This is a genomic window from Okibacterium endophyticum (genome assembly GCF_054780075.1).
This window is the reverse complement of the sequence record NZ_BAAGXA010000004.1, coordinates 373,668-390,308: the sequence shown is the minus strand read 5'-3', so window position 1 is coordinate 390,308 and position 16,641 is coordinate 373,668. Positions and strand designations below refer to the sequence as shown.

Here is a 16,641-nt window from a genome sequence, read left to right as displayed (position 1 = left end):
CGGGTTTACAGGTGATCAGGCGGGTAAGCACCGGAACGGTGATTTCGGGTCTCGTTCCGATCCGTCAGAGACGGCAGGTGGCATCATCATACACCAGACGCTTGTCTATGCAAGATGTCGTCCGAAAGACTATGTCGTGGTTCCACGCCGTCGGACGAGGGATATCAGATCCACGAGGTGCAGGCGACGTCTGTCGAGAACGCACCAGACGACGAACAGCACAGCGCCGATCCCGATCGAGATCGCCAGAGCCGCACCGGTCGCGCCCAGCCAGAGCCTCAGGGCGATGGCTGGAACACCTATCGACACAACGGGAACCAGCAGCGCGTACCCGATTCCGCGAAGGTCTGTGCGTATGCCGACGAAGCGGCGCACCTGCACCGTTGCGAGCGCGGCGTCGGCGAGCATGCTGATCGCCCAGCTGACGGCAGCGCCCGTTATTCCGATGACCGGGATGAGCGCGACGTTGCCGACGACGTTGATCACCAGCACCACACCTTTGTTGAAGGCGGCCCAGCCGCTGCGCCCGCTCATCAGAAGCACGGAATGGATGTTTCCGGCCGCGAAGGTGACGATCGCACCGGCGCTCAGCACGGCGAGCGCGACGGCGCCAGCGTCAAAGCCCGGGCCGAGCCAGCTGAGCACGACCGGCGCGAAGATCGCGAGCATAAGGTAGATCGGCGTGCTGAAGATGACGAGCCAGCGCGCGGCGGTTTGATAGAGCTTCTCGACGTCTGCGATCCGGCCCTGGTGCAAGAGGGTGCTGAACCGAGGGGAGACCACAACCCGCAGCGCCGTGTCGACGATGAGTCCGGCGGCGACGAAGCGGCTCGCGCCGCCATAGACACCCGCAGCGGCGGAACCGAGGATCCAGCCCACGATCAGCACGTCGAGCCAGAGGATGGACTGCTCCAGTCCGGCAGAGATGGTGCGTGGCACCGCATAGCGTCTCACCCGGGTGAACAGCTCGCGATCTGAGCGGAACGGGCCGGCTGTGCCCGCGGCGGCTTCGTGGCCTCTGAGCAGGATCCACACCACAAGCAGGGCGGCAAGAGCCATGATCGCCGTCGGCGCTGCCCAGCCGAGGGCGGCGGATGTGAGGGTGCCGCCGAGAACGGCTATGCCGGCGACGACAGCGATTCTGATGAGCGGCAGGCCGATGCTGCCGATGGCGACGTATGCTCCGATTCCCCCGAGGCCTCGCGTGGCAGCGAGCGCAGCCATGAGCACGGCGGCCGCCGGCAGAAACCAGCCTGCAGCACTGACCGCATCGCCGACGGCTCGATCGTGGCCGATGTGCTGCCCGCCGATCACGATCACCGCTCCGCCGATGAGCCCGCCGGCGAGCGAGAATCCGATGATCTGCGCGAGGGCACCACGAATGAGCGCGGGGTCGCTGTGGGCGAGGCGCGGCAGCAGCCACACAGCGACGGAATCCATGCCGAGCTTGGCGAGGCTCAGGGTGATCGTGAACACGGCGATCGCCTGCATCACCACCCCTGCGCCCGACTCGCCGAAGGATCGCGTGAGCACAACAGTGAGAGCGAAGCCCAGAATCGCGCTCGCCGCCGCGCCCACGAAACTCAGTGCCCCGCTCTGCGCCAGCGCCTTCGATTCGTGCGCGGCGTCGCCCTGCCCGTTCGCCACTACCGCGCCTGTCGCGACATGCGCAGGTACTGCATCCCCAGCCTCGCGATGAACGCCGGGTTCCCGATCAGGTAACGCTTCGCGAGGCGCCGCGGTTCGATCAGCAGGCGCCAGAGCCATTCGAGCCCGGCCCTGATCATCCATGCCGGGGCACGTCTGTTGGCACCGCTCGTCCAGTCGAAGAGGCCGCCGCAGCTCAAGATCGCCGATGCGCTGACCTCATGGCGGTGCTCGGCGATCCACTCCTGCTGCAGCGGGTCGCCGAGCCCCACCAGGAGCACGTCGGTCCGGTGGTCCGCGATCGCGGCGAGCAGGTCGGGCACCTGGTCGTGCTGCACGTATCCGTGGTGGGTCGCGATCCTGAGCGAGGGGTGGATTTCGGTCAGGCGTTCCGCCGCGAGCTCGGGGATGCCCGGTCTGCCTCCGAAGAGGAACACCGATTTTCCCTCTTTCTCGCACGCCGCCATCAGGGGGAACACCAGGTCGGTCGTCGCGAGGCGCTCGGGGACCGGGGTCTTGAGCAGTTTCGACGCCCAGACGACCGACTGCCCGTCGGCGTAGGCAAGGTCCGCCCTGCTCAGAATCGCTCGGAACCGGGGATCGGTCGCCGCGAGATTGCACACGTGTGCGTTGACTCCGATGGCGACGCGGGGCGCCGCGTCGTCGAATGTCCAGCCGATGATCGTCTGCACGGCGGCATCCATCGTGACGGCATCGACGGGCACTCCGACGACGATTCCTCTGTCGGGATCAGTCGTGGTCATCGTGGATTCTTGGTGGGCGGGGCCGGCTTCGGCGATGTTGCCGTGGGCTTGCGGGGCTTCTCAGGGCGCGGGGGAGCAGAGGTCTCGGGGGATTCGTGCGTGACAGACGGTCGCGCTGACGGGGTCTCGGCCGCTGATCGATGCACGACGAGAGCGCCGAGAAAGACGCCGCCGACCTCAAGCAGGTCGTCGATCTCGGTCTCGAGCCGACCTGCTTCGCTCCGATCCAGCTCGGCGATGAGAACGAGCGCGTCAGAGAGCCGGGCGGCGGCCACGCGGCTCGATCGGTCACTGTCCTTCGGCAGCACCAGAACCGTGAGCGCGTCGTGCGAACGCCCGCCGTCGGCGTCGAGCAGCCCACGGAGCTCATCGGTCATCACGTGCCTGCCGGCATCCGGCGCTGCCTGGGAATCGGCGACCGCGATGAATTCGAGATGCTCGAGCGCTGCAACGGCGCTCGAGACCCGGGTCTCGAGCTCGGCTGACGCACCAGGCACCACGAGCCTGGTCGGCTGGCCGGCCTCGGCGAAGCTCGCGGCCAGATTGACGGCCGCGAGCGAGACGTTGTGTCCGTCGGTGTCGTCTATCACCGCGAACACGCGACCGGCGGCTTCAGAGACGGACAGAATCCGTTCGCGTGCCACTCGTATCGCATCCAGAACAGAGCCGGTGGCGGGCACCGACCCGTCTTCAGGCGGAATCTGAGCCAAGACGCGGATGCCCGTTGCGCGGGCGACGTCGCCCGCGTCGCGCACACGATGGCGGAAGGCGTTGATCGCGAAGGCGAGCAGCAGCCCGACGGCCAACCCGGCCAAGACACCGGTGGCGAGGAAGATCGTGCGGGATGGCGCCGTCGCGACCTCGTTCTCGCCAGCCGAGGTGAGAATCGATCCGCCAGAGGTGTCGATCGACTCTGTCGTCGTCTTCTGTGCGAGAAGGCTGTCGAGCTCGATGAGGATCAGGTCACGGTCGCTGGTCGCCTGATTGGCCTCCGAGCTTCCGGGAACAGCTGCCGACACACGGCTGTTCGCGTCGACGAGCTGTTCCTGCAGGTCGTCGAGCCGCTCGGCGATGCGGCTGAGGATTCCGCTCAGACGCTGCTCCGCCTGCTCGGAACGGTAGGCCAGGTAGGCCTCCGCTATCGCGTCGGCGCCCGCGCGAGCTTCGCGCGCGGACGGGGCCGTCATGCTGATTCTGATGACCGTCGCGTCTGGGATGACTGTGGCCTCGAGAGAAGAGCGCAGCTCTGCAGCGCTCAAGCCGAGTTCATCTGCCACAGTGGCGGCGACGACGTGCGACGAGGCGATCTGCGCCTCTGTGGTGCCGTCGAGCAGACCAGAGGCCGATCGTTGCGCGTTGAACGGGTCGGTTGAGATCACGTTGATGTTCACGTCGGTTCGAGCTGTGTAGCTCTGCCCGACGAGCAGCAACGAGACGACGGCGATGAGCGCTCCGAGCACAGTGCTCGCGACGATGACCTTCCACTGACGTCTGACAATGGCGGCGTATCGCCCGAGACTCAGCGCAGGCGGTTGCTCTGCCAACAGTTCCTCCCCGGTGTCGCATCATCAGATGGTCTCGCCTCTGATGCGAACTCGACGTTCACCGGCCGGCTCTTCGCCGTCGCGAACGGTTGGCGTAATTATGGCATGGCGACAGAGAGGTTGCACGATGACGGCTTGCACGGCGACCCCGGATGGATGATCCTTGAGAAATGCGCCCCTCCCGCCCGTCGTTCCGTGCCGGACGGTCAGGCGAGGGCGCCGACGTGCCGGCCCAGGAGGCTGATCCGGGGGGAGCGCCCGGTTTTCGGGATCGACGGCCGGTATCGGCATCCGTCGCCCGATTGCCCCGGTGGCCGTTCGCCCTGGTCTTTCTCGGGGTTCCGCTCTGGTGGGTGCTCGGCATCGGCGACGTCGCCTTCATCCTCGGCGCTGTCGTTATGGCCGTGGTGCTCATCCGTCGCGGCGACGTGCGGGCTCCGCGCGGTTTCGGCATCTGGATGCTCTTTCTCGCCCTGATGCTGTTCTCGGTGATCGGAATCGACACAGGCGGCCGGCTCATCGGCTTCGTCTACCGTGCTGTGCTCTATGTGTCGATGACCGTGATCTTTCTCTATGTCTATAACGGCCGCCCGTCGCTCACGCCCCGATACGTCGCGGGGGTGCTCACCGGCTATTGGCTCGTTGTGGTCGCCGGCGGGTATCTCGGCGTGTTCTTTCCGCTGCTGACGATCACAACGCCCCTCGCGTATCTGATGCCGGACGGTCTGCTCGCGAACGAGCTGGTTCACGAGATGGTGATCCGCCGGGCGACGCAGTTCAATCCGGACTCGTATCTCGACCTCGATCCCCGACCAAGCGCGCCCTTTCTCTACACGAACGGCTGGGGCAACGCCTATTCGATGCTGATGCCTGTGGTCATCGCCTACCTCTTGATGGTCAAAGGGGAGCGCCGGTACTGGTGGCTGCTCGTCGCCATCCCTGTGTCCGTGGTTCCCGCGGTGCTGACGCTCAACCGAGGGATGTTCATCGGTCTCGCCATCGCACTCGCCTACGTGGTGCTGCGGTTGCTGCTCATGGGCAGGGCGAAGGCGAGCATCGCCTTTATGGTCATCGGTCTTCTCGCCGTGATCGCGTTCATCGCCTCGCCCGCCGACGACGCCCTGACGAACCGCCTCGACGAGTCGAGCTCGACCGAAGACCGGGGCAACCTCTATCAGGAGACCTTCGAGCGCACACTCGAGTCACCTCTGTTCGGGTATGGGGCGCCGAGACCCTCATACACGGAGGGCGCTCCGTCGGCGGGCACCCAGGGCCAGTTCTGGATGGTGATGTTCTCACATGGTTTCCCCGCCGTTCTGGCGTTCAACGGATGGCTGCTCTGGGCTTTTGTGCGATCCCTTCGTCGTCGAGACACTCTCGGCCTCGCCTGCAACACGGTTCTGCTGATCATCAGCGTCGAGAGCCTGTACTACGGGGTGACCACAAGCGGCCTGCCGATCGCCATGGCGGCTGCCGCACTCGTTCTGGGAGAGGAGCAGGCGCGGCGCAAGCGGGCGCCGGCTCCGCTACACTTGTCGAATTCTGAGAGAACCGCGTTGCTGACCCGAAGCAACGTGCCCGCCCGAACCCGAACCGAGCGAAGTCCATGAACGAATTCCCGCACGCCGCAGGCCAGGGCGTGAGCGTGGTGATTGCCACGAGAGGCCGCCCAGAGATGCTTCGCACAGCCGTGCGAAGCATCTTCGCCAACGACTATGAGGCGCCGATCGAGGTGATCGTCGTCTTCGACCAGATCGATGTCGACCCGTTGAACGACATCGCTGTGCCGCCGGGGGCCGAGCTGCACACGGTGCGGAACGAGCGGACCCCCGGACTCGCGGGCGGCCGGAACACCGGAATCATGGCCGCACGGCATCCGCTCGTCGCCTTCTGCGATGACGACGATGAGTGGTTGCCGACCAAGCTCAGGCGCCAGGTCGAGGCCTGGGACGACGACCCCGGGGCGTCGCTCATCGCAACGGGCATCCGCATTCAGACGACGGGGGCGACCCACGATCGGCTTCCGCCGCGGCGGGCGGAGTTCGCCGATCTGCTCGAGTCCCGCATCACCGAGATCCACCCGTCATCGTTTCTGCTTCGGCGGGCAGACCTGCTCGACGGCATCGGTCTGGTCGATGAAGAGCTGCCGGCGTCGTATGGCGAAGATTACGACCTGCTGCTGCGCGCGGCGCGGACCGGGCACGTTCTGAGCGTGGTCGAGCCGCTTGTGGTGATCCACTGGAACCGCGCGTCGTTCTTCTCTGAGCGGTGGGAGGGAATCGCCCGCGGCCTGGCCTATCTCTTGAAGAAGCATCCGGAGTTCGCATCGACGAGACGGGGCTCGGCTCGCATCGAGGGGCAGATCGCGTTCGCGCTCGCCGCCGTCGGTCACCGTTATGCGGCTCGTCGCTGGGCGCAGGTCGCTATCCGCCATGATCCGCGACAGTTGCGCGCCTATGCGGCGCTCGCCGTGGCGCTTCGCCTGGCGCCGCCGACCTTGCTGGTTCGCCTGGTGAATCGAAGCGGTCGTGGACTGTGACACGACCGAGCCCGTGACGTGGCATGTGGCTGGACGAGCCAGTGACGTGGAGGGACCATGACATGGACGGATCGGTGACGTGGACGGATCGGTGACGTGCCGCGCCTGAGTGTTCTGGTTCCCGTGCGCAACGGCGCGGGCACGGTGCGGCGCGCGATCGACTCGGCACTGCGCGTGATGCCACGCGACAGCGAACTGCTCGTCTTCGACGACGCGAGTGACGACGGCACACCTGCCGTGCTCGGGCGGATCGACGATCGTCGCCTGCGCGTGATCCGCTCGGAGCAGCCGCTCGGCGTGGCCGGGGGTCTGAACCGTCTGCTCGAGCACAGCGACAGTGAGTTCGTGGGCCGGATGGATGCCGACGACGTGTGCGTTCCCGCTCGGTTTCGCAGACAGCTGTCTGCGGTGCGCACCATGGATGTCGTGTTCACGACTGTCGTCGAATGGACTCCTGGATCGCGGCTGAAGCCGAACGCTCCGATCGCGCTCGCCCCCGATGTGTTTCCGTACCACCTGCTTCTCACCAATCCGGTGGCCCACCCGACGATGCTGGCCCGCCGTCACGCGATCGAGGCCGTCGGTGGCTACCGGGCGGTTCCTGCAGAGGACTACGATCTCTGGATCCGTCTCGCTCTGACCGGGGCGAAGCTCGGGCGCCTGGCGGCTCCCGGGCTCATCTATCGGGTGCACGGCGGGCAGGTCACCTCGTCAGAGAGCTGGCGGCTCTCGTCGTGGCGCAACCCGCTTGTGGCCGAGGCGTTCGGCGACCTGAGCGGCAGGCTGCTCGGGCGTCGCTTTCCTCGCCTCACCACGCTCGCCGTCGACGACAGCATCACCCGAGCCGAGTTCGACGTCGCGCTCACGCGTTTCGCCGGGGCCGTCACAGAGGCCTCGGCTGCGCTGCGCACGATCGACAGGCGTCGGCTTCTCAAGACGCTGATGGAGAGGGTGGGCGCAGTCCGCGCCATTCGCGCTGCGCTGTAGCCCGCCCCGTTGGTCGAGCCCGTCGGGACCGCCCCCAATCCAGGGGACGACGGTTTCGCATCGGTCAGCCGTCTATCCACGGTCCTTTCCGCCTGCAGCCGTGGACTTTTCGCTCACATCCACAGCCCACGTCGTGGTTGCGGCACCCGGTCTTTATGAACAGTTCATGACGCGGCATTGGCGCTCGCGCTTTCTGCGGGGCTAATCTGGAGAGCGCGCTGCATTTCGTGGTGTGCGTATCTAGCAGATGGATGTTTCGGGGTATCCAGAATGCATGTAGGAGCGGCACAACCGACGTTCGGCGTCGCAGATGAGCGCGTGTTCGAGGGTGTTTCACGCGGCGGCTCACAACGGGCGATTCGCGAGGTGCTCTCGTGAGCGAGACACAACGAAGAGCTCACGGACCGGTATCCGATTTCAACCTGCGCTACGCATCGCAGTTCGGCCTGGACGCTCTTGTATGGGTCATCACGTTGACCCTCGCCGAACTGTTCCGCTTCGACTTCGCGTTCGAGCGAGTGGGCTGGGCAGCCATCGCGATCGTCGGCCTGAGCGCTGCGCTCCTGCACTTCTCCGTCGGCCTCGTGTTCGGTCTTTATAGCGGTCGCTACAGCTACGGAACCTTCGAAGAGGTGCGCGCGGTCGTGTATTCGGCCCTTGTCGTCGGTTCTGTGACCGCGTTGTTCGTCATCTTTTTCGGCATCGACTGGGGCATTCCCCGAAGCACCGGGATCATCGCTCTGCCGATGGCCATTGTGGGCATGTGCGGGCTTCGCTATGTCAGACGACTGGTCACCGAGCACCGGCGCAAGCCGGGCGAGAATGCTCGCAGAACCATCGTCTATGGTGCTGGATACATCGGCGAGACCCTGATCCGCAGCATGCTCACCGATCCCCACTCGAAATATCGCCCCGTGGCCTTGCTCGACGACGACCCGGGCAAGGGCAACCTGCAGATACGAGGGGTGCTCGTGATGGGGACCTCGGCCGATCTCGAACGTGTCGTCAAGAAGACGAGGGCTACGGATCTTGTCATCTGCGTCGGCCGCGCCGATGCGTCGCTCATCCGTCGGGTGTCGGATGCCGCCACCGAGGTGGGCGTTCGCGTGTCGGTTCTTCCGCCCTTCGAAGATCTTCTCGAGGGCAAAACACGGGTCTCCGACTTGCGCGAGCTTTCGATCGAAGACCTGATCGGGCGCCAGCCCGTCGACACCGAGGTCGAGACCATCGCGGGTTACCTCGAGGGCAAGCGCGTTCTCGTAACGGGAGCAGGGGGCTCGATCGGGGCCGAGCTGTGCCGGCAGATCACCAAATACAACCCTCTCGAGCTCATCATGCTCGACCGTGACGAGACAAGTCTGCAGGGTGTGCAACTGTCGATCGACGGGCACGGCCTCCTTCACACGAAAGACGTTGTGCTCGCCGACATCCGTGACGTTTCGAGTCTTCAGAAGATCTTTTCCGAACGACGCCCGGATGTCGTTTTTCACGCAGCCGCACTGAAGCATCTCCCGATGCTCGAGCAGTATCCAGACGAAGCGTGGAAAACCAATGTGCTCGGCACGCTCAACGTTCTCAACGCCGCCCGCTCCGCCGGCGTCACAACATTCGTCAACATCTCGACAGACAAAGCGGCGAATCCCACGAGTGTGCTCGGGCACTCGAAGCGGGCTGCCGAGAAGCTGACCGCGTGGATGGCGGGCGAGACCGGGCAGAATTACCTGTCTGTGCGCTTTGGCAATGTGATCGGCAGCCGTGGTTCGATGCTTCCGACGTTCAAGTCGCTGATCGAGGCTGGTGGTCCGCTCACCGTGACCCACCCCGATATCACACGATTCTTTATGACGATCCCCGAGGCCTGCCAGCTTGTTGTTCAGGCGGGCGGCATCGGCGAACCGGGTGAAGTGCTCATCCTCGACATGGGTGAGCCGGTTCGCATTCTCGACGTCGCCGAGCGCATGATCGCGATGTCTGGCAAAGACATCGAGATCGTGTTCACCGGTTTGCGTGAGGGCGAGAAACTGCACGAGGACCTCATCGGTGCGAACGAGACAGACGTTCGCCCCCGGCATCCCAAGATCTCGCACGCTCGCGTCGAGGGAACGCCTCCCGAGCTGCTCGACATCAGAATCTGGAAGGAACGGATGCTCTCAGTCCCGCGCAACAATGACACGAGTGTGGTCGGGCTCGTCGCTGCCAGTGCTTCGGGCAGTGCTCCCCAGAAGGCCCCGACGGAGTGAGCGAACGCATCTATATGTCTTCTCCCGATGTGGGGGAGAAAGAAGAAGCAGCGGTCATCGCGGCCATTCGATCCGGATGGATCGCGCCTCTGGGGCCAGATGTCGACGCGTTCGAGAGGGAGCTCGCTGAGCGTGTGGGGGTCTCGCATGCCGTCGCGCTGAGTTCGGGCACCGCAGCACTCCACCTGGGACTGCTCGGTCTGGGCGTCGAGCGAGGTGATGTCGTTGTGACCTCGACGATGACGTTCGCCGCGACGGCGAACGCCATCACCTATGTCGGTGCGACTCCGCATTTCATCGATTGCGATGCGGCGACGGGCAATATGGATACCGTGCTCCTGCGGCGGGCGCTCGAGGAGTATCGCGAGCGCGGGCGGATGCCGACAGCTATCGTTCCGGTCGACCTCTTGGGCAAGGCCGTCGACTACGCGGCGGTTCTCGCCATCGCCGACGAGTTCGGAATCCCTGTCCTGTCGGATGCCGCTGAATCCTTGGGCGCATCCCACAGGGGCAAAGCGGCGGGTTCGTTCGGGCGAGCATCGATCGTCTCATTTAACGGAAACAAGATCATGACGACCTCGGGTGGCGGAATGCTGCTCACCGACGACGAAGAGCTGGCCCAGCATACGCGCTATCTAGCGACCCAGGCGCGCCAGCCGGTTGCGCACTATGAGCACACCGATATCGGCTACAACTACCGCATGAGCAACCTGCTCGCCGCACTGGGCCGCGCCCAGTTGAGCAGGCTCGACGAGATGATCGCCAAGCGGCGGGCTCTGCGAGATCGCTACAAGCGGCTGTTCGCCGACGTCGATGGCGTGACGGTTTTCGGCGACGGGTTCGACGACGAAGACAATTTCTGGCTGACCTCGATTGTCGTCGACGAAGAGGTCGCAGGTTGGCGAGCCGCTGACCTCAGCGCAGCGCTCGCCGAGGAGAACATCGAAAGCCGCCCGCTCTGGAAGCCCATGCATCTGCAGCCGGTGTTCGCCGATGCGCCTGCGACGATCAACGGATCCGCTCAGCACCTGTTCGAGACGGCGGTCACGCTGCCGAGCGGGTCTGCATTGACCGCGGAGCAGATCAACCTCATCGGGGACGCAATCACCAGCTTCGTCGGACACACGGCATGAACGCAGAACGGCCCCGCATGCTGTATCCGCTCATCAAACGTTCCTTCGACATCGTGCTTGCGACCCTCGCATACGTTCTTTCTCTTCCCCTGCAAGCTGTCATCGCAATCGCTATTGCGACAAACCTGGGGAGACCGGTTCTCTTTCGCCAGCGACGTCCGGGCAGGCATGGCCGAGTGTTCGTGCTTGTGAAGTTTCGGACGATGAAGGACATAGATCGTGCGCGCGGGCTCGTGACCGATGAGGACAGGTTGACAAATCTTGGCAAATTCCTCCGTTCGACTAGTCTCGACGAAATTCCGACCTTGGCCAACGTCATCAAGGGAGATATGAGTTTGGTTGGCCCGAGACCACTCCTCACTGAATACATGGACCGATACACAATTGAGCAAGCGCGCAGGCATGAAGTAAGACCTGGCATAACGGGGCTTGCGCAGGTGAACGGCCGGAACGAACTTCCTTGGGAAGAGCGACTCAGCCTGGATGTGCAGTATGTAGACAGGCAGAGCTTTGCGTTGGACCTGAGATTGATCAGCGCTACTGTCGGCAACGTGATGCGACGTCGAGGAGTCACGTCGCCAGGCCATGCCACGATGCCCGAGTTTCGCGGGAACCAATCATTGGGCGAACCGAATTGAGAAACGATGTAGTGGTGATCGGCGCTGGAGGGTTTGGGCGCGAAGTGCTCGACGTGCTTGCCGCAATGAACTTGCGTGACACAACAGTCAGCGTTCGCGGCGTCGTCGACGATCAGCCCAGCAGGTTGAACCTCGAACGGCTCGCTCAAAGAGATATTCCGTATCTGGGCTCCGTGAGCGAATGGTTGGATACGGATGATCAGTCTACGTTCCTGATCGGGATCGGTAATCCACAGGTGCGCAGTCAAGTCGCTGCGGCCTGCTCTGCCGCGGGCAGATGTGCCGCGGTTGCGGTCCACCCGACTGCCACCCTCGGATCTCAAACGACTCTGGGCGAAGGGACCGTCGTCTGCGCCGGTGTGCAAGTATCGACGAACGTCACGCTCGGTGCTCATGTCCATGTGAACCCGGGGGCGATCGTGGGGCACGATTCCGCTATCGGGGACTTCGTTTCGGTAAACCCGGGATCGACGATATCTGGTGATGTGACGATCCGGAGTCGAGTACTTGTCGGTGCGGCTGCCGTAGTCCTCCAGGGGCTCACCGTCGAAGAAGACAGCCGAATAGGAGCAGGCGCATGCGTAGTTCGTGACGTGCCTCGAGGCGCAACCGTGAAAGGTGTGCCGGCGAAGTGAGAATCGTGATCGTTACGCAGTATTACCCACCGGAACCCGTGCCGATTCCGCATGCTCTTGCACACGAGCTGGCGGCGCGAGGTCACGCGGTGCGGGTTGTGACCGCTTTTCCCAATTATCCCGATGGTCGCATCTATGCAGGCTATTCACAGCGCCTCGCGCATCGGGAAGAGGACGGCGCTGTCCGGGTGAAGAGAATACCGATTGTCGTTAGTCACTCGACGAACCCTCTCTTTCGCGCCATCAACTACCTCTCATTCGGTTTGGGTGCGTTTCTCGCATCGCGATTCGTATCGGGTGCGGATGTCGTCTACGTCTACGCCACCCAGATGACGGCGACCATCGCGCCGAGATGGTGGTGGAGGCTTCGCGGCGTTCCTTTTGTGCTCCATATCCAAGATCTGTGGCCCGAGTCCATAACGAGCTCCTCGATGTTGCCGCCGTTCGCTGCTCGAACGGTCGGGGCAGTACTCCAACCCTGGTTGCGTGCGACGTACCAAAAGGCAGCTGCGACCATAGCTATTGCCCCTTCTATGGCTCAGCTCCTCGCTCGACGAGGCGTTCCTCCGGAACGCCTTCACACAATTTTCAACTGGGCAGACGAGAGCGTTCAGAAGCGGCGATCGCGCGAAGAGAGAATGCATGGAACACTTCGTGTCTTATACGCAGGAAATCTCGGACACCTTCAGGATCTGGAAACGGCAATACTCGCTGCCGACAGTGTGAAGGACCTGCCAGGATTTCAGCTCGATATCGTCGGCTCTGGCGTAGTAGAAAAAGAGCTTCACGACCTGGTGGAGAAACGGGGAATCAACAACGTCACTTTTCATGGACGCGTCAAGTCATCGGCGATGTCCACATACTTCGAGCGTGCGGATTTTCAACTCGTCCCGTTGAAAGATCTGGCAATATTTCGTGGAACCATACCGTCCAAGCTGCAGTCGAGCCTCTCGCTTGGAATGCCGGTCATCTCATCTGTGCCCGGGGATGTTTCGGAACTGATCGTTGAAAATGGGCTCGGGATCGTCGCTCGACCCGAATCGGTCGAGTCGCTTGCACGGGCGTTTCGCGATGCATATTCGATGTGCGAATCAGAACGAGGTGAGATGGGGGCTCGAGCCCAGGTCTTCTATGCCGATCACATGTCTCGGCAGCGTGGAGTGGACGCCATCGAGAACCTGATGGCTTCGGTCGTATCAGCGAAAGGGAATATTCGATGAATGTCTACGAAGGTAAGCGCGTTCTCATCACCGGAGGTACGGGATCGTTCGGCCACACCGTTGCCAAGAAACTCCTGGCAACCACCGGTGTCGAGCAGATCCGGATTCTCAGCCGGGATGAAGCGAAACAGGATCTTATGCGCCATGAGGTCGGCGATTCACGCGTGCGCTTCTATGTGGGCGATATCCGTGACCTGCAGAGCGTCGAGCGAGCGATGCGTGACGTCGATTTTGTTTTTCATGCTGCTGCACTCAAGCAGGTTCCCTCGTGCGAGTTCTTTCCCATGGAAGCCGTCCGAACCAATGTGATGGGTAGCGAGAACGTTATCCGCGCTGCCGACCAGGCTGGCGTGTCATCGGTCGTGTGCTTGAGCACGGACAAGGCGGTCTACCCGGTCAACGCCATGGGCATGAGCAAGGCAATGATGGAGAAGGTGGCGCAGTCACACGGGCTGAACAACCCGAACGCAGAGACGACAGTCTCGTGCGTGCGATACGGAAACGTGATGTACTCTCGCGGTTCGGTCATTCCGCTCTTCATCCGTCAGCTCAAGGCAGGCAAGAACCTCACCGTCACCAACCCAGATATGACCCGGTTCATGATGTCACTCGCTCATTCGGTCGACCTGGTCGAGTTCGCTTTCCACAACGCCGATCAGGGCGACCTCTTCATTCGGAAAGCGAAGGCGTGCACGGTCGGCGACCTCGCCCAGGCGGTCATCAACCTCTTTCAGTCGTCGGCGAAGGTCGAGGTGATCGGCACACGCCACGCTGAGAAGCTGTCAGAAGCGCTCGCCAATCGCGAAGAGCTCGCGCGGGCTCACGACATGGGCGACTATTTCCGGATCAAAGCCGACAAACGCGATCTCAACTACAACGTCTACTTCGAGGAAGGCGACGTGAAGCAGAGCAGGTTTGACGACTACGACTCACACACCGTGGAGCGGATGGACGTGCGTGACGTGGAAGAGCTGCTTTTGACGTTGCCGGAGGTCCGCGAGGAGCTCGCCGCCGCAGGGATCGCAGCACAAGAGGTTGCGTGATGCCGGAGAGGAGCATCGTTCTCACAGGAGGCCGAGGGTTTCTCGGCTGGCACACGCGAGCTGCGCTGCGCGAAGAGGGCGTAGATGCACGGATGCTCTCGGTCGGTGATTTCTTCGACCTGGATGCAGCAAGCTCTGTCGTCTCTGGATCGACACGGGTGATCCATCTCGCGGGAGTGAACCGCGGAACTGACGGCGAAGTGCGTGACGGGAACATCCAATTCGCTCGTCAACTCGCGCAGGCACTGCTCCGTGCGCCTCAGGCACCGGCAGAGATTGTCTTCGCGAACTCCACCCAGGCAGACAACGGATCTGTTTATGGCGACGCGAAACAAGCGGCAGCCGGCATCCTGAGCGAAGCTGCGGCACAAATGGGGGCAGAATTCTCTGACCTTCATCTGCCCAATCTGTTCGGAGAGCATGGGCGCCCCTTCTATAACGCCGTGACAGCGACCTTCAGCCATCTGCTTGCCGACGGGCAGGAGCCCGAGGTCAAAGACGACAAGGAGCTGTCGCTTCTCCATGCACAGGATGCCGCGGATCTTCTCATCGGCGCGGTTGATCTTTCGCGTGCGAGAGAGCTGCAGGTTGCAGAGACTGTGAGCGGGCTGCTTCGAAGGCTATCGAGAATGGCTGAAACATACCGAAGGGGAGAGATACCCGATGTGTCGACACCATTCGATCGGAATCTCTTCAACACCTATCGGTCCTACACCTTTCCCGGTCAGGCGCCCGTGCGGCTGGCTCGCCATGCGGATGCACGAGGCTCGTTCTTCGAGGTGATTCGCTCACATGGTGGGCCGGGCCAGTCATCATTTTCCACAACTGTGCCTGGAATCACCAGGGGAGACCACTTTCACCGCCGCAAGATCGAGCGATTCACCGTCCTCTCGGGCACCGCAACGATAGCTCTGCGTAAGATCTTCACTGACGAGGTGTTCTCGTTCGAGGTGACGGGCGACGAACCGGTTGCGGTGGACATGCCGACGATGTGGAGTCACAACATAACGAATGTCGGTGCAGACACGCTCTATACATCGTTCTGGACGAACGACATCTTCAACTCTCAAGCTCCAGATACGATCCCGGAGGCAGTGCACGCATGACGAAACGACTCAAGGTGATGACGGTCGTCGGCACGCGGCCAGAGATCATTCGGCTCTCGGCGACGATCAAACGTCTTGACGAATTCACGGACCACGTTCTTGTGCACACCGGGCAGAACTACGACTACGAGCTCAACGAGGTCTTTTTCGAAGACCTCGGCCTGCGCAAGCCCGACCACTTTCTCGAGGCAGACACCTCGTCGTTGGGCAAGGTCCTGGGCTCGATCCTCGCGAAGACTGAAGAGGTTCTTCTCACAGAACGTCCCGATGCCATGTTGATTCTGGGCGACACGAACAGCAGTATTTCGGCTGTGATCGCGAAGCGAATGAAAGTGCCGGTCTACCACATGGAAGCCGGCAACCGTAGCTTCGATGAGAACGTCCCAGAAGAAACGAACCGTCGCCTCGTTGATCACGTTGCTGATTACAACCTGGTTTACACGGAGCATGCTCGCCGCAACCTGCTTGCGGAGGGCATTCACCCGTCCCGGATTCTCCTGACAGGTTCACCGATGCGTGAAGTTCTCGAGCAGAATGCCTCGCAGATAGATGCCAGCGATGTTCTCTCTCGTGCCGGCCTGACTCGCGGTGAGTACTTTCTTGTCAGCCTTCATCGAGAAGAGAACGTCGACAACCCTGAACGGCTACGGCAGGCACTCGAGTCTCTTCAGGCCTTGGCTGAAACATATTCGGTACCCGTGCTCGTGTCGACTCATCCGCGGACCAGGAAGAGGCTTGAAGAGCAGAGTGCGGATTCGAAACGCGGCATCACGTTCCATGCGCCATTCGGGTTTCACGACTATGTCAACCTGCAGAAGAACGCCAAGCTCGTGCTCTCGGACAGTGGCACGATCTCAGAGGAGTCCTCGTTGCTCGGGTTCCCGGCTGTCACGCTACGAGATGCTATCGAGCGGCCGGAAGCGCTTGATACGGGGTCTATCATCACAGCGAGTGTGCTCGCAGATGCTGTGCTTGACGCGGTTCATATCGTCCTCTCAGAGAAGAATGGGTCCTCCCGGGGCACGGCTCCTGCCGAGTATGGAATCAAAGACTCCTCAGCGCGTGTACTGACCTTCATCCGTAGCACTGCGCAAACGCACCATACTCGGTTAGCAATTCGTCGGAGTAGCTAGATATGGCTAGAG

Annotated in this window: 14 protein-coding genes; 11 read left to right on the top strand and 3 right to left on the bottom strand. The window is 62.6% G+C overall.

Annotation, left to right across the window (positions count from 1 at the left end; translation table 11 throughout):
* Positions 1-129: 129 nt before the first annotated feature.
* The 3 genes from ACYVF5_RS04155 to ACYVF5_RS04145 are packed head-to-tail and all read right to left on the bottom strand — an operon-like array spanning position 130 to position 3,955.
* Positions 130-1,647, bottom strand: a complete 1,518-nt coding sequence (locus ACYVF5_RS04155) for an MATE family efflux transporter (RefSeq protein WP_460943631.1) — start codon at positions 1,645-1,647, stop codon at positions 130-132.
* Positions 1,647-2,411 carry a WecB/TagA/CpsF family glycosyltransferase gene (locus ACYVF5_RS04150; protein WP_460943629.1) on the bottom strand — a complete coding sequence of 255 codons (765 nt, stop codon included), beginning with the start codon at positions 2,409-2,411 and terminating at the stop codon, positions 1,647-1,649. The genes ACYVF5_RS04155 and ACYVF5_RS04150 overlap by 1 nt, the downstream gene beginning before the upstream one ends.
* Positions 2,408-3,955, bottom strand: coding sequence for a Wzz/FepE/Etk N-terminal domain-containing protein (locus ACYVF5_RS04145; RefSeq protein WP_460943627.1), 1,548 nt, complete (start codon positions 3,953-3,955; stop codon positions 2,408-2,410). Before ACYVF5_RS04145 ends, ACYVF5_RS04150 begins: the two co-directional genes overlap by 4 nt.
* Before the next feature lie 170 nt (positions 3,956-4,125).
* Here ACYVF5_RS04145 and ACYVF5_RS04140 point away from each other — a divergent pair, with 170 nt between their 5' ends.
* The 11 genes from ACYVF5_RS04140 (at position 4,126) to wecB (ending at position 16,629) form a co-directional block, all read left to right on the top strand.
* Positions 4,126-5,565 (top strand): O-antigen ligase family protein, encoded by a 1,440-nt coding sequence (locus tag ACYVF5_RS04140; RefSeq protein WP_460943625.1) that lies wholly within the window; start codon positions 4,126-4,128, stop codon positions 5,563-5,565.
* A complete protein-coding gene (locus ACYVF5_RS04135; protein ID WP_460943623.1) occupies positions 5,562-6,494 on the top strand; it encodes a glycosyltransferase family 2 protein in 933 nt (310 codons plus the stop codon). Before ACYVF5_RS04140 ends, ACYVF5_RS04135 begins: the two co-directional genes overlap by 4 nt.
* Before the next feature lie 96 nt (positions 6,495-6,590).
* Positions 6,591-7,481 carry a glycosyltransferase family 2 protein gene (locus tag ACYVF5_RS04130; protein ID WP_460943621.1) on the top strand — a complete coding sequence of 297 codons (891 nt, stop codon included), beginning with the start codon at positions 6,591-6,593 and terminating at the stop codon, positions 7,479-7,481.
* A 374-nt stretch (positions 7,482-7,855) separates the two neighbouring features.
* Entirely contained in the window at positions 7,856-9,721 is a 1,866-nt protein-coding gene (locus ACYVF5_RS04125; protein ID WP_460943619.1) for a polysaccharide biosynthesis protein, read from the top strand.
* Positions 9,718-10,854 carry a DegT/DnrJ/EryC1/StrS family aminotransferase gene (locus ACYVF5_RS04120; RefSeq protein ID WP_460943617.1) on the top strand — a complete coding sequence of 379 codons (1,137 nt, stop codon included), beginning with the start codon at positions 9,718-9,720 and terminating at the stop codon, positions 10,852-10,854. The genes ACYVF5_RS04125 and ACYVF5_RS04120 overlap by 4 nt, the downstream gene beginning before the upstream one ends.
* Positions 10,851-11,492 carry a sugar transferase gene (locus ACYVF5_RS04115; protein WP_460943615.1) on the top strand — a complete coding sequence of 214 codons (642 nt, stop codon included), beginning with the start codon at positions 10,851-10,853 and terminating at the stop codon, positions 11,490-11,492. Before ACYVF5_RS04120 ends, ACYVF5_RS04115 begins: the two co-directional genes overlap by 4 nt.
* 11 nt (positions 11,493-11,503) lie before the next feature.
* Positions 11,504-12,127, top strand: coding sequence for an acetyltransferase (locus ACYVF5_RS04110; RefSeq protein ID WP_460943613.1), 624 nt, complete (start codon positions 11,504-11,506; stop codon positions 12,125-12,127).
* Complete coding sequence (locus ACYVF5_RS04105; RefSeq protein WP_460943611.1) at positions 12,124-13,347, top strand: glycosyltransferase family 4 protein; 1,224 nt, start codon at positions 12,124-12,126, stop codon at positions 13,345-13,347. The genes ACYVF5_RS04110 and ACYVF5_RS04105 overlap by 4 nt, the downstream gene beginning before the upstream one ends.
* Entirely contained in the window at positions 13,344-14,390 is a 1,047-nt protein-coding gene (locus tag ACYVF5_RS04100) for a polysaccharide biosynthesis protein (RefSeq protein ID WP_460943609.1), read from the top strand. Before ACYVF5_RS04105 ends, ACYVF5_RS04100 begins: the two co-directional genes overlap by 4 nt.
* Positions 14,390-15,496 (top strand): polysaccharide biosynthesis C-terminal domain-containing protein, encoded by a 1,107-nt coding sequence (locus ACYVF5_RS04095; RefSeq protein ID WP_460943607.1) that lies wholly within the window; start codon positions 14,390-14,392, stop codon positions 15,494-15,496. The genes ACYVF5_RS04100 and ACYVF5_RS04095 overlap by 1 nt, the downstream gene beginning before the upstream one ends.
* Positions 15,493-16,629, top strand: coding sequence for a non-hydrolyzing UDP-N-acetylglucosamine 2-epimerase (gene wecB / locus ACYVF5_RS04090; protein WP_460943605.1), 1,137 nt, complete (start codon positions 15,493-15,495; stop codon positions 16,627-16,629). The genes ACYVF5_RS04095 and wecB overlap by 4 nt, the downstream gene beginning before the upstream one ends.
* Positions 16,630-16,641 lie beyond the last annotated feature (12 nt).

What these genes read in the sequence shown, in the direction of transcription:
- ACYVF5_RS04150 (WP_460943629.1), bottom strand. Translation starts at nt 2,411, where the DNA reads ATGACCACGACTGATCCCGACAGAGGAATCGTCGTCGGAGTGCCCGTC.
- ACYVF5_RS04140 (WP_460943625.1), top strand. Translation starts at nt 4,126, where the DNA reads ATGCGCCCCTCCCGCCCGTCGTTCCGTGCCGGACGGTCAGGCGAGGGC.
- ACYVF5_RS04135 (WP_460943623.1), top strand. Translation starts at nt 5,562, where the DNA reads ATGAACGAATTCCCGCACGCCGCAGGCCAGGGCGTGAGCGTGGTGATT.
- ACYVF5_RS04115 (WP_460943615.1), top strand. Translation starts at nt 10,851, where the DNA reads ATGAACGCAGAACGGCCCCGCATGCTGTATCCGCTCATCAAACGTTCC.
- ACYVF5_RS04100 (WP_460943609.1), top strand. Translation starts at nt 13,344, where the DNA reads ATGAATGTCTACGAAGGTAAGCGCGTTCTCATCACCGGAGGTACGGGA.
- ACYVF5_RS04095 (WP_460943607.1), top strand. Translation starts at nt 14,390, where the DNA reads ATGCCGGAGAGGAGCATCGTTCTCACAGGAGGCCGAGGGTTTCTCGGC.
- wecB (WP_460943605.1), top strand. Translation starts at nt 15,493, where the DNA reads ATGACGAAACGACTCAAGGTGATGACGGTCGTCGGCACGCGGCCAGAG.